The sequence below is a fragment of the Bradyrhizobium sp. 153 genome (assembly GCF_023073835.1).
GTDB lineage: Bacteria > Pseudomonadota > Alphaproteobacteria > Rhizobiales > Xanthobacteraceae > Bradyrhizobium.
The window spans coordinates 101,672-114,205 of record NZ_JADPKH010000015.1; the positions used below are offsets into that span (position 1 = coordinate 101,672).

Genomic DNA, 12,534 nt, shown 5'->3' on the forward strand with positions numbered 1-12,534 from the left:
GCCCCGTTCTTTCACGCGAAGGCCAGGACCGCAAGCACCGCGGCGAGAAGCAGCATGGACCTGCGATAGACCGTCAATCCATGATTGATGTCCGCAGCGAGCGGATCGCGCGCGCCCTCGTTGAGCCAGGGCTCGTTCGTGACGCTACCGTGATAGATGCGTGGGCCGCTGAGCCGCACACCGAGCGCGCCAGCCATGGCCGCTTCCGGCCAGCCAGCGTTAGGCGAGCGGTGGCGGCGGGCATCGCGGGTCATGCACGACAGCGCCTCCGATCGCCGCGACGCCAGCAGCACGAAGAGGAAGCCGGTCACGCGCGCCGGAACGAAATTGGCGACATCGTCGATGCGCGCTGCGGCCCAGCCGAACGCTTCGTGCCGCTCGCTGCGATGTCCGATCATGGAGTCGAGTGTGTTGATCGCCTTGTAGCCGAAGATGCCGGGCAGGCCGAACAGCGCGCCCCAGAACACCGGCGCCACGACGGCGTCGGAGGCGTTCTCGGCGAGGCTCTCGATTGCCGCGCGCGCGATACCGGCCTCATCGAGCGCCGCGGGATCGCGGCCGACGATCCGCGAGACCGCGTCGCGCGCGGCGGCGATGTCGCCGGCCTGCAAGGGCGTCGCGACAGCCGCGACATGGTCATGCAGCGAGCGCAGCGCGACCAGGGGCCAGGCCAGGACGCCGACCAGCGCGATCTGAATCCAGCCCCAGGGAAGCACGGACTGAAGCATCCAGCCGAGCGCGATTGAGACCGCGATCACCGCGAGCGCTCCGGCAACGCCGGCGGCGCGGCGAAACGCCGGCGGGTCAGACGCGCGATTCCAGGCGGTGTCGATAGTCGCGATCAGGCGGCCGAGCCAGGTCACGGGATGGCCGATCCGCGCGAACAGCCACGACGGCCAGCCCAGCAGGGCATCCGCCGCCATCGCCACCACCATCCCCGCCGCAAAGCCCACACGCGCCTCCTGTTCCGCCCCTGTTGCGCAAAGCGAAGGCAGAGCGCAAGCCCCTACAGGCCCGATTTCGGCTTTGTCTTTGGCCGTGTTTGGTGATTAGTCAGGGCTGATAGGAGACCTTCATGGCCGTCATCTTGATCACGGGCGGAGCGCGATCGGGCAAGAGCACGCGTGCGGAAGCGCGAGCGAAGGCCTTTCCCGGGCAGCCCGTCTATGTCGCGACGGCCGAGGCGCTCGATGCCGAAATGGAGGCGCGCATCGCCACGCATCGCGCGCGGCGCGAAACCGACTGGATCGAGCGCGAGGTGCCGCTTGATCTCGTGCAGGTGCTGGTCGCAACCGATGGCGGCGGCGCAAGGCTGGTGGATTGCCTGACGCTGTGGCTCTCGAATCTGATGCATGCGGAACGCGACTGGGAGAGCGAGGTGAAAGATCTTGCCGGCGCCCTGCCCCGGCTGAAAAGCCCAGTTGTTCTCGTCACTAACGAGGTCGGTCTCGGCATCGTTCCTGACAACGCCCTGGCACGCAGCTTTCGCGACGCCGCCGGCCTCATGAATCAGACTATCGCGGCGGCTGCCGACGAGGTCGAGTTCGTCGTCGCCGGCCTGCCGATGAAATTGAAATGATGCCGCGCGCCGAATTTCTGCGAGACGTCATCGCCGATCTCAGGATGGCGGCATCGTTCGTCACGATTCTGCCGGTGGCATCGTCGAAGCCCGCAGGCGACGGCGCCATCGCGCGTGCAACCTGGGCGCTGCCCGTCGCGGGACTGCTGGTCGGACTTGCCGGCGCGCTGGTCTATAAGATGTGCAGCCGGTTCGGACTGACGCCGAACCTTGCCGCCCTGCTCGCGCTGGCCGCTACCGCCCTCATCACCGGCGCGCTACACGAGGATGGGCTTGCCGACACCGTCGATGGCCTCGGCGGCGGCCGAACGCGCGAGCGCAAGCTCGAGATCATGCGCGACAGCCGGATTGGGACCTATGGCGTCTGCGCGCTGATCCTGTCGTTCGGCCTGCGCTGGAGTGCGCTCGCGGCGATCGCCAATCCATGGACGGTCACGCTGGCGCTGTGCGCGGCGCACATCGCAGCCCGCGCAGGCGTGCCGGCCTTCATGTCGCTTGTCCCGCTGGCGCGGCCGGATGGGCTTTCGGCGAGCGCGGGGCCGCCGCCGGGCCGCAGTGTCGCCATCGCCTTCGCACTTGGGACGCTCGCTCTCGTCCTCGCGCTCGGGCCGGGCAAGGCGCTGGTCGCCCTGATCCTGCTGTCGCTCGCCGGGTTCATGCTGGCGCGGCTCGCCATCCGCCAGATCGGCGGGCAGACCGGCGACATCCTCGGCGCGTTCGAGCAGACAGGCGAGATCATGATCCTGCTGGTTGCCGCGGCCTTCCAGGTCGGACGCTGACCCATGGTCGAGTTCGATGACGCCTTCCGCCGACAATTACGCGAGCTGTTCGTATGGCGCCGGGACGTGCGGCGTTTTCGCGGCGATCCGTTACCACGCGGCGCGGTGGAGCGCCTGATCGAGACCGCCTGTCTCTCGCCATCGGTCGGTCTCAGCCAGCCCTGGCGCTTCGTCACGGTCGACGACGCCGCACGGCGCCAAGCCGTGATCGACGACTTCAAATCGTGCAATGCCGATGCGTTGAACGCCTATACCGGCGAGCGCGCGACCCGCTATGCCACGCTGAAACTGTCGGGTCTCGAACAGGCTCCTGGCCACCTCGCCGTGTTTGCCGACAAGGCCAGCGACATCGGTCACGGCCTCGGCCGTGCCACCATGCCGGAGACGACGGAATATTCGGTCGTCGCGGCGATCACCGCGATGTGGCTCGCCGCGCGCGCGGAAGGCATCGGGCTCGGCTGGATCTCGATCCTGAATCCTGCGCGCATTCACGCCATTCTCGACGTGCCGGAATCATGGAAGTTCATCGCCTATCTCTGCATCGGCTATCCGGAAGTCCAATGCGACCGGCCCGAACTGGAGCAGGCGAAATGGGAGCACCGGCGCAGTGCGGACGAGTTCACGCTGAGGCGCTAGCGGAGACCAGCGTATCGAAACGCCCTCGATGCCTGAAGGTGAAGACCAGGCCCGAAATCGCGACTCTTCGCGGCGTGTGAAATTCGCGGCAGAGCGAATCGAACTTTTCCCGATTCATCAATCTGAGCCTACCTCAGTATGGTCTCGCCATACCCGCGCACAATGGCGACAACCAAGTGCTCAGTGCTAACTATGAACGCGGAGTGAAAAGCAACGGAACCGGCCGCGCGAGCCGGCAGTTGCAGGACAAGTCCGGCCGTGTAGCGTCCGCCGGCTTTTCTCCTAGCGAACGGTGCGATGCCGCTCCAGTACTTGGTGTCTACTGTCACAGTTGGCTGCAGAGAGTACGTCATGAGAAACATCGCCGATGTCCTCGGGCGGTTTTGGCAAGCGAGCCAGCCCGCATCCGATACTCAGGTTGAGGCTATGGCCGAAAACCGAGATCAATCCAGCATGGCCGATTTTGTCCGCATCCTGCAGGCCTACGATCAAGACCAGTGGGGCGACCGCGCCCGCCCGGTTCTTCAGCAGGTCGCCCGGCCGGCAATGTGCCGCCGGCCGGCCAACACGCCACACAAGGGATCAACTTCCTTGGTGTGGGACCTGTGAACATTGCGCTGTCATGAACCGGACGTTTTAACGACGAGCTTTATGTTTAGCAGGTTGACGCCCTTGAATGGGTTCGGCGCGCTTTCGATTGTGCCCGTACCCGTGGCGTTCGCATAGGCACCTGTGCCCGATAGGATCGTGTATTCGCCCGTTGATTTGCCGTCTTTGGCCGAACCGGTGTAGCGCGCCGTAATCGAGCCTTCCTCGAACGTGTAAGTGCTGTAGCCGAAGAACGGGCCCGACCCTTTGAGCAAGTCCGAAGTATTGACGAACTCTTTCACTCCGATACGGCCGTCGTTGAAAACGGCGACTCCAAAGAATTTGCCTGACACAACCGTCTGTCCTTCGACGTTTGCGGCCTCGATGACCTTGAGATCGATCGGCTTTGTAACCAGCTTGAACTCAAGCACCCGCTCGCCCGCTACAGCGGTTGACGCCGCGACGATCAATGCTACGCCAGAAAGGAAAAAGCTGAGAGACTTCCGCATAGGCTCCTCCTGCGCTTGTTGGAATCAAGTCGAGAAGTGTCGGCGAGCCACACATCACGCCGCCGCTTTTCGCAGCGGCACGAAAGAGAGCCCTCGGCGACGCCCCGGCAGCGGCTGAAGCTCTCTGGTCCTAAGCGCGAAGTCGGGACGCAAGTATGAGTCCTGAGCGATCGGAAGAAAGTTCAGTCTCCGTTACGGTATAATAGTATCCCTAGCCTCCGCACGTCTGCGTCCGCCGGCTTCGTCCCGCTCGCGGCCAAAACGCTCGACCAGGAAGTCGATGAACAGACGCACCTTGACCGACAAATGCCGCGTCGGCGGATACACCGCATAAAGCGCGAGCGGCGGCGCGAAATAGTCGTTCAGCACCGTCCGCAGCTCGCCCTTCTTCAACGCATCCGCGGCGATGAACTCGGGCAGCAGCGCCAGCCCCCTGCCGTTGATCGCGACGTCGCGCAGCACCTCGGCGTTGTTGACGCAGAGCGACCAGGCCGGCTGGATCCAGTGATCGCCATCAGTGCCGGTCAGCTTCCACTGATTGCCGGTGAGTAGGAAGCCGTAGGTCAGCGCGGCGTGCTCGCGCAGATCCTGCGGATGATTTGGGGTGCCGTGACGCGCCAGATAATCCGGCGAAGCGCAGATCATGCGCGCCACCGGCATGATCTTGCGCGCGATCAGGCTGGAGGATTCCAGCTCCGCGATCCGCAACGTCACGTCAAATCCGTCCTGGACCGGATCGAGCAAATCGTCGCTGAGCACGATCTGGAACTGCAACTCGGGATAGCGTGCCATGAAATCGGCGAGCACCGGCCCCAGCCGCATCGTGCCGAACGACATCGGCGCGTTGACGCGCAACAGGCCCCGCGGCGCCGACTGGGCCTGCGTCACCGCCTGGTCCGCAGCCTCGATCTCCAAGAGGATCACCACCGCACGCTCGAAATAGCGCTGGCCGTTCTCGGTCGGGCTCGCGTGCCGCGTGGTGCGGTTCAGGAGTTGGACGCCGAGACTCTCCTCGAGGTCCGCGATGTATTTGCTGATCGCCGAGCGCGACAGCCGCAGCTGGCGGCCGGCTTCCGCAAAGCTGCCGCTTTCGACCACTTTTACGAAAGCCCGGAGGCTGGCCACCTTGTCCAATCGGGCGCGCCTATTGTTTCCAATTCATAGACATAGCCGTCATATTTGCATGGATTGTCTCCAATCCAAAGCGGAACGATATTTCCAACCAGAGCACGATGCTCCCCGAATTTTGGAGGACGACAATGTCTGGACTGCACCATGTCACCGCGATCGCGGGCGATCCCATGAGGAACTTCGGCTTTTACACCCGGGACCTCGGCCTGCGCTTCGTCAAGAAGACGGTCAATTTCGACGACCCTGCCACCTATCACTTTTATTACGGCGACGAGACCGGCCGCCCCGGCACCATCCTGACCTTCTTCCCGTGGGCGGGCGTTTCGGCCGGCCGCCGCGGTGTCGGCGAAACCCATCAGACCGCCTTCCGCGTGCCGCAGCGCTCGCTCGCCTACTGGACGCAGCGCTTCATCGAGAAGGGCATTGCTCACGAGGCGCTGGAGAAGCGCTTCGGTGAGTCCGTGCTGCCGTTCAGCAACCCCGACGGGATGGCGCTCGCGCTGGTCGGCATTCCCGGCGCCGAGAACGAGCCGGGCTGGAGCAATGGCGACGTGCCGGCCGAGCATGCGATCCGCGGCTTGCACGGCGTGACCCTGCTGCTCGACAGCGCAGTGAAGACGGCGGCCGTCCTCACCGACGTGTTCGGCTTCAAGGAGACCGCGCGCGAAGGCTCGGTGATCCGCTTCAAGGCAGCGGGCGATGCCGAAGGCAGCGTCGTCGACATCTACGAAGCCCAGGGCTTCTTGCGGGGACATCAGGGCGGCGGCTCGGTGCATCACATTGCCTTCCGCGCGGCCGACGACGCCGAGCAGGGCCAGATGGCGCAAAAGCTCGTGAGCAATCACGGCCTGCACCCGACCGAGCAGAGGGATCGCAACTACTTCCGCTCGATCTACTTCCGCGAACCCGGCGGCGTGCTGTTCGAGATCGCGACCGACATCCCCGGCTTCGCCGTCGACGAACCCGTCGCGACCCTGGGCCGCGACCTGAAGCTGCCCGGCTTCCTCGAAGCGCACCGCAAGCAGATCGAGGAAGTGTTGCCGAACCTTGAAGAGAGTGTGTCATGACCGAGAGTTCATTCATCCATCGTTTCGAGCCCGCGGCCAACGCGGGCTCGGCCCCACTCCTGCTGCTGCACGGCACCGGCGGTGACGAGAACGACCTGCTCGGCCTCGGCCGAATGATATCGCCCGGCGCCGCCCTGCTCTCGCCGCGCGGCCGCGTGCTCGAGCACGGCAAGCCGCGCTTCTTCCGCCGCCTGGCCGAAGGCGTGTTCGACGAGGACGATTTGCGCCGGCGCGCACACGAACTCGCCGACTTCGTCACGGAGGCGCGACAACGTTACGGCCTCGCCGCGCCGGTCGCGGTCGGCTTCTCTAACGGTGCCAACATCGCTGCCGCGCTGTTGCTGCTGGAGCCGGACGTGCTTGCAGGCGCGATCCTGTTGCGCGCCATGGTACCGCTGTCGGATCCGCCAAAAACCGATCTTGCAGGCAAGCCAGTCCTGCTGTTGTCCGGGCAAGGCGACCCGATCGTGCCGGCTGGCAATTCAGCCCACCTCACGGCTCTGCTCTCGCAAGCAGGCGCGAGCGTCACCCACAGGGTCCTGCCGGCAGGGCACCCATTGTCGCAAGCCGACGTCACGCTGGCCCGCGACTGGATCGGCAATGTCGACGCCAGGGCAGCATGATCAAAGCAGCGGCGCATCGCTTTCGAACGGTGCGCCGCCGCTTCAATCGAACCAGCCGCGCCGCTTGAACCAGATCAGCGGAAGCACGCCGCTGGCAATCACCGCAAGCCAGGCCAACGGATAGCCGAAGGTCCAGTCCAGCTCTGGTATGTGCTTGAAGTTCATGCCCCAGATGCCGACCAGGATGGTCGGCGGCACGCCGACAACGGAGACGATCGTCAGGATCTTGAACAGCTCGTTCTGCTGGATGTTGACGAAGCCGAGCACCGCATCGAGCAGCAGCTGGATCTTGTCGGACAGTCGTGTCTCGTAGTCGCTGAGTGAAACGACGTCCTTCGACACCGCCTCGAGACGTTTCTTCGACGCGGCCCTGATCCATTCACTGCCGACATCGCCGGCAAACGAGGCAACGCGGCCGACCCCGAGCAGGACATCGCGCGCCTTGGCCAGCCGGTCGGCCAGCTCGCCGATATTCTCCAGCGCCTCGCGCATCCTGCGGCTGGAGCGCACCGGACGTTGGGTGCGAACCAGCCCGCCCCTAAAGACGCCCCGCGAGAGCCGGTCCACCTTGGCGCCGAGATGCTCCAGGACATCGGCGCCACGGTCAACCATGGCCTCGAGCAGGCTGGTGAACACGCACATGCCGTTCTCCAGGCTGTCGTCGGAGCCGATGCGCTTGCCGACGTCGTCGAAGATCGGCAGCTCCGCAAAGCGCACCGTCACCAGAACATGCGGGCCAATGACGAACCCCACCGGCGTGATCTCGGCCTCCTTGTTTTCGCTGGGCCGGAGCGCGGGCGAGCTGAGATAGAGCGCCCCGTGGTCGAGGATCAGGCGGCTCGACGCCTCGATCTCGCTGAGGGACTCTTCCGAGGGAATGCGGATCCCGAGCAGTCGTTCGACGAACTGCTTTTCCTCGTCACTCGCGTTCAAGAGATCGGCCCAGATGATCTCCGAGGGCATTTCCGCACCGATGCCGTGCCAGTCGTCCGACGGCCACCTGTAAAGCTTAAGCAAGAACCGAACTCCGTGGCCGCGTCGTCATGCCGGATGGTCCATCCGGCCTTCATCCGTGCGGCTAACGCATGAGGGTTCCAAACGTTCAATGCCCTTGCGGCGCAGCTCCCTCGTCGCGGGCCTCACTCTGGACAGTTCGGCTTCCCGGTTACTCCCTCACTTTGCCACACACGCTTTGGTAGTTGCGAAAAAGGTTATTCTTCCAAATGAATCGACTCACGCGCCAACCACTATCCACAGCAGCCTAGCGATGGGTGACCTTACGTCCGCTTCCTGGCCACAACCGGACATAAGGCTTTGCCCGAAAGCGGAGTCGGCGTCGGCGCGGCCCCTCTATTTAGCGCTTGCAGAGCATCGGAATTGCGCGACGGCTGACGGAGGCGAAGGATCGCGTCGGCCGCGGCAATCACTCACCTAAGGGGCCCGCCTGTCTGCTTCGAGTCATCCGCGCCGTTTAGCCGCTTGGCCGGCTGAATCCGGTCCGTCTTCATGAGCCGACGCTAGCGAACCAGCCCGGCGACGCTATGGAGCAGGATCAGACACCTCGACCGCTCCCTCATGTCAAATCCCTTGGCACCTGCAACTAAATGCGTAGACTGGCCTCGATCGATCCAGGAGGGAAACTTGGCGATCGAGCGGCCAAACCGACGGTTGACCACGATCCTCGCGGCCGATGCAGTCGGCTATAGTCGGCTGGTGGCAACTGACGAGGAAGGTACGCTCGATCGCCTCCGAGTCATCCGCAAGAGCTTGATCGATCCTGTTATCGCGGCCCATCGCGGACGCATCGTCAAGACCACCGGAGATGGCTTGCTGGCCGAGTTCGCCTCGGTGGTGGATGCAGTTCGCTCGGCGGTCGATGTGCAACGGGCTATGGTCGAGAGCAACGCCGGCTTAGCACCGGATAGGCGTATCGAGTTCCGCATTGGCATCAACCTTGGCGACGTGGTCGTGGAGGACGATGGCGACCTCATGGGCGATGGGGTCAATGTGGCGGCGCGATTGGAGCAGATTGCCGAGCCTGGTGGTATCTGCCTGTCTAGTGCGGCCTATCACCAAGTACGTGGCAAAATGGACATCGCCGCACAAGATCGCGGCCAGCAGCAACTGAAGAACATCGCCGAGCCGGTGCAGGTCTATTCGCTTTCACCGATGCGCGCCGCAGCAACGGCGCCGCACACGGCCATCGCACCGCGGCTCTCCATCGTGGTCCTGCCCTTCGTCAACCTCGATGGCAACAGCGAGCAGGACTACTTCGTCGACGGTATCACTGAAAGTCTCACAACCGACCTGTCGCGCATTCCTGGAGCCTTCGTCATAGCTCGCAACACCGCCTTCACCTTCAAAAGCAAGCCAGTCGACGTCCGCGTAATCGGCCGCGAGCTTGGTGTGCGCTACGTGATGGAAGGCAGCGTGCAGGGCGGCGGCGACCGCGTACGCGTCAACGCGCAGCTCATCGACACCGAAACCGGCGCGCACCTTTGGGCCGAACGCTTCGACAAGCCGCGCGCCGATATCTTCGACATGCAAGATGAGATCACCACGCGCCTCGCCCGGACCGTGGGCATCCAGCTCGTTGCCGCGGAAGGCCGCCGGGCCGAGCGCGAACGGCCGAACAACATGGATGCCGTAGACTTGGCGATGCGCGGCTGGGCAATCCTCAACCAACCCTTGTCGCTGCGCCGCGACCGCGCGGCGTGCGACCTGTTCGACGCGGCGCTCAGGTTGGACCCTCGCAATGTCGAGGCGTTGGTCGGTCTCGCCTTCTATCATGGCAACGAACTTCGCACCTTTGCCTCGACCAATCGCGAGGAACAGCTACGTATCGCCCATACCGCGATCACTCAGGCATTGACGCTTGCTCCGGGCAACGCGCTGGCCCATTTCGTACACGCCAATGTCCTGCATGTCTCGGGCGCGACGGAGCGGTCGCTGCGCGAGCTTGAGTTCGCAATCGCGCTGGATCGCAATCTGGCCTGGGCCCATGCCGACGCAGGCTTCATGAAGGTGCTACTCGGACGCGCGGAAGAGGCAGAAGCCGATCTCATGAACGCAATCCGGCTGAGCCCCCGCGATCCCGGACTGGATCGCTGGCTTGCCCTGCTTGGGATCGCCGACCTCTTCCTCGGCCGGCTCGATTCAGCCCTAGACCGGCTGCGCAGATCAGTCGAAATAAATCCTAATGTTGCCATGCCGCATTTTTTCCTGGCCGCGGCCTCAGCGCTCAGCGGTCGCGCTACGGAGGCGCGGGAGGCGCGGAATGCCGGGCTTCGGTTGGACCCGAACTTTACCGTCGCTAGATTTCGCAACGAGCGGCGCAGTGAAAACCCGACCTTCCTGGCCCAGCGCGAGCGCATTTACGAGGGCCTAAGCTTGGCAGGTGTGCCGGAAGGATAGGCTCGCAGCGAGACGGTCCTGTCTGCATCGGGTCAAAAGCGTTGTTCTGGCTGCCCGCTAGTCACTTCCGGTCTGCACCGATAGGCGGACGATTTTGGAGGGTGTCGCCATCCACGATGAGGCAGCCGGGGCGAGCGAAGAGCCGCCGTGCTCCTAAACGCAAGATGCGAGACAGAAGCTCTGCGCCAATGTCTCAGTTGGGTCACAAAGGCGGCACCAGCGGACGGGCCCGGGTGTCCGCGTTACGATCGAAAGCAGCGATCCAATTCATCAATGCAAGGCTGATCGGGTGTCTGCCGGTGAGGTCCAAGGCGCCAGCAAGCCGGGCGGCGGCTTGCGCTTGTTGGAGGCCTGCTCATAGGCGTAGGCCAGACGCAGCAGCTTGTGCTCGCTCCAGGCACGGCCTGCGAAGGTGACGCCGAGCGGATAGTCTGGCGTGTCCTTGCCGTCGATCGTTCCCGAGATGAAGCCTCCGGGCACCATGACGCTGGGATAGCCTGCCCTCGCGGCGATCGCGGCGCCGGTGGCGCCTGCGAACAGCACCGCATCGAGCTTGTGCTCGTTCATGTAGGCATCCATGCCGCGCGTCTTGGCCGAGAGCAGATCCATGGCGCGCGCGGATTTGTACTCGCGCTCGCTGAGATCGCCCCTGGTCATGTCGGCGGCGAGGAAATGATCTTGGCCGAAACGCAGCGCCCTCTCCGCGTTCGCTTCGTTGAAGGCCACGATGTCGGCGATGCTCTTGATGTCCGTGTTTGTGGCCCATGTGTTCAAATAGAGATTGAGGTCGTGCTTCAGCTCATAGAGGAAGACGACCGGCGGCCTTGCGACAGTACCTTTTTGCTCGCTCAACGGATTGCGGTTGAGCACGGCCATGGTGGTGCCCGGTCCGCCGATCCAGCCGAGCGTCGGCATATTGGCGCGCACGATGACGGCGCCAAGATCCTCCAGCACCTTGATCGTCTCGGTCATGACCTTGATCCTGTCGGGCAGCAGCTTGCCGTAGAAGCAATCGTTCAGCGGGTCGGCCGGGTCGCTCGGCACGCCAATGCGCGCACCGTTCATCGTATCCCGCGCGAGGCCCGCAGTATAATCGGCAGGCCGCCGCTGCTTTTGCGTGGCCGGGTCGAGCGGGTCCTTGGCCGCCAGCACGTTCAGCAGCATCGCCGCGTCGCGCACGGTGCGCGTCATCGGCCCTGCAGTGTCCTGGCTGTGCGCGATCGGCACGATACCGGCACGGCTGATCAGCCCGACGGTCGGCTTGACGGTGACGAGGCCGTTCAGGCTGGCGGGGAACAGCAGCGAGCCCGAGGTCTCGGTGCCGATCGAAGCTGCGCACAGGCCTGCCGCCACCGCCACCGCCGAACCCGCGCTCGAGCCTCCGGGAGTCAGGATCGGGATGCCATGCTCGCCCATCAGCGCCGGCCCATAAGGATTCTTCACTTGACCACCCAGCGACGAGTAGCCGCCGGGCATGTCGACCGCGAGCATGTTGGAGAACTCGGTCAGGTTCGCCTTGCCGAGGATCACTGCGCCCGCGTCCCGCAGCAGCTTGACGATCGTGGCATCGTCCCGGGCGCGCGCGCCTTCCAGCGCCAGCGAGCCCGCCGTCGTCGGCTGTTTGTCTCCGGTCGCGATGTTGTCCTTCACCAGGATCGGGATGCCCGCCAGCGGCCGCCTGGCCGACGGTCTGCTGGTGTCGAGCTTGCCCGCGATCGCGAGCGCGTCGGGATTGAGCGCGCGCACGGCGTTGAGCGCGGGTCCGCCGCGATCGTAGGCCTCGATGCGCGCGAGGTAGGCTTTGGTCAGCGCCGTCGCGGTGACCTGCCCACTGGCCAGCGCCTGAGCGATATTGCTCAGTGGCGCATCGTCGAGCTTCAGAGGGGTCGTCGCCTCGCCGCTAGGGGCAGCCGCGACCATGCCAGCGTCGCGGCAGGATGGCTTCTTCACGGCGTGCCTCGCCTGACGGTGCGTCCCGAACCATGAGGCCGCGATGATGATATATTGCCAGTGTTTTGCCCGACGGGTCAACGTCCGAGCGCATCGCGCAGACCACCGAACCGCGCAACGCGTAAACCATTGAAATGACTATCCACGCCTACTGTGCATGGGGTTGTTTTTCAGGTTTTTGTTTTGGACACGCCAAACGATTGACCTCTTCCCGATGGGAAGAGGTCAAATTGGAAGCGACAGGCTCGACTTGAGCCG

Annotated in this window: 12 protein-coding genes; 7 read left to right on the plus strand and 5 right to left on the minus strand. The window is 64.3% G+C overall.

Going from position 1 to position 12,534, the window contains the following annotated elements; genetic code table 11:
- Positions 1 to 11 precede the first annotated feature (11 nt).
- Positions 12 to 953, minus strand: a complete 942-nt coding sequence (gene cbiB, locus IVA91_RS02945; protein WP_247278197.1) for an adenosylcobinamide-phosphate synthase CbiB — start codon at positions 951 to 953, stop codon at positions 12 to 14.
- Positions 954 to 1,075: 122 nt separating this feature from the next.
- Here cbiB and cobU point away from each other — a divergent pair, with 122 nt between their 5' ends.
- The 4 genes from cobU to IVA91_RS02965 all read left to right on the plus strand — a co-directional run bounded on the left by cobU (position 1,076) and on the right by IVA91_RS02965 (position 3,603).
- Complete coding sequence (cobU, locus tag IVA91_RS02950; RefSeq protein ID WP_247278198.1) at positions 1,076 to 1,579, plus strand: bifunctional adenosylcobinamide kinase/adenosylcobinamide-phosphate guanylyltransferase; 504 nt, start codon at positions 1,076 to 1,078, stop codon at positions 1,577 to 1,579.
- Positions 1,576 to 2,358, plus strand: coding sequence for an adenosylcobinamide-GDP ribazoletransferase (cobS, locus tag IVA91_RS02955; RefSeq protein WP_247278199.1), 783 nt, complete (start codon positions 1,576 to 1,578; stop codon positions 2,356 to 2,358). Before cobU ends, cobS begins: the two co-directional genes overlap by 4 nt.
- A 3-nt stretch (positions 2,359 to 2,361) precedes the next feature.
- Positions 2,362 to 2,994, plus strand: a complete 633-nt coding sequence (bluB, locus tag IVA91_RS02960; protein ID WP_247278200.1) for a 5,6-dimethylbenzimidazole synthase — start codon at positions 2,362 to 2,364, stop codon at positions 2,992 to 2,994.
- Between the two features lie 351 nt (positions 2,995 to 3,345).
- Positions 3,346 to 3,603, plus strand: a complete 258-nt coding sequence (locus IVA91_RS02965) for a hypothetical protein (RefSeq protein ID WP_247278201.1) — start codon at positions 3,346 to 3,348, stop codon at positions 3,601 to 3,603.
- Between the two features lie 11 nt (positions 3,604 to 3,614).
- On the opposite strand, the gene IVA91_RS02970 is transcribed toward IVA91_RS02965, so the two are convergent.
- Positions 3,615 to 4,091, minus strand: coding sequence for a hypothetical protein (locus IVA91_RS02970; RefSeq protein ID WP_247278202.1), 477 nt, complete (start codon positions 4,089 to 4,091; stop codon positions 3,615 to 3,617).
- 192 nt (positions 4,092 to 4,283) lie between these two features.
- A complete protein-coding gene (locus IVA91_RS02975; protein WP_247278203.1) occupies positions 4,284 to 5,225 on the minus strand; it encodes a LysR family transcriptional regulator in 942 nt (313 codons plus the stop codon).
- Positions 5,226 to 5,350: 125 nt separating this feature from the next.
- On the opposite strand from IVA91_RS02975, the gene IVA91_RS02980 reads away from it, so the two are divergent.
- Both IVA91_RS02980 and IVA91_RS02985 read left to right on the plus strand, forming a co-directional pair.
- The gene (locus tag IVA91_RS02980) at positions 5,351 to 6,289 is read left to right on the plus strand and encodes a ring-cleaving dioxygenase (protein WP_247278204.1); all 939 of its coding nucleotides are present in this window, start codon (positions 5,351 to 5,353) and stop codon (positions 6,287 to 6,289) included.
- Entirely contained in the window at positions 6,286 to 6,912 is a 627-nt protein-coding gene (locus tag IVA91_RS02985) for an alpha/beta hydrolase (RefSeq protein WP_247278205.1), read from the plus strand. The genes IVA91_RS02980 and IVA91_RS02985 overlap by 4 nt, the downstream gene beginning before the upstream one ends.
- Positions 6,913 to 6,954: 42 nt before the next feature.
- Here the strand turns inward: IVA91_RS02985 and IVA91_RS02990 are convergent, their stop codons facing one another.
- Positions 6,955 to 7,929 carry a magnesium transporter CorA family protein gene (locus tag IVA91_RS02990; protein WP_247278206.1) on the minus strand — a complete coding sequence of 325 codons (975 nt, stop codon included), beginning with the start codon at positions 7,927 to 7,929 and terminating at the stop codon, positions 6,955 to 6,957.
- Positions 7,930 to 8,553: 624 nt separating this feature from the next.
- On the opposite strand from IVA91_RS02990, the gene IVA91_RS02995 reads away from it, so the two are divergent.
- The gene (locus IVA91_RS02995; RefSeq protein WP_247278207.1) at positions 8,554 to 10,326 is read left to right on the plus strand and encodes an adenylate/guanylate cyclase domain-containing protein; all 1,773 of its coding nucleotides are present in this window, start codon (positions 8,554 to 8,556) and stop codon (positions 10,324 to 10,326) included.
- Positions 10,327 to 10,596: 270 nt separating this feature from the next.
- Here the strand turns inward: IVA91_RS02995 and IVA91_RS03000 are convergent, their stop codons facing one another.
- Entirely contained in the window at positions 10,597 to 12,246 is a 1,650-nt protein-coding gene (locus IVA91_RS03000; RefSeq protein ID WP_249809004.1) for an amidase family protein, read from the minus strand.
- Positions 12,247 to 12,534: the final 288 nt, after the last annotated feature.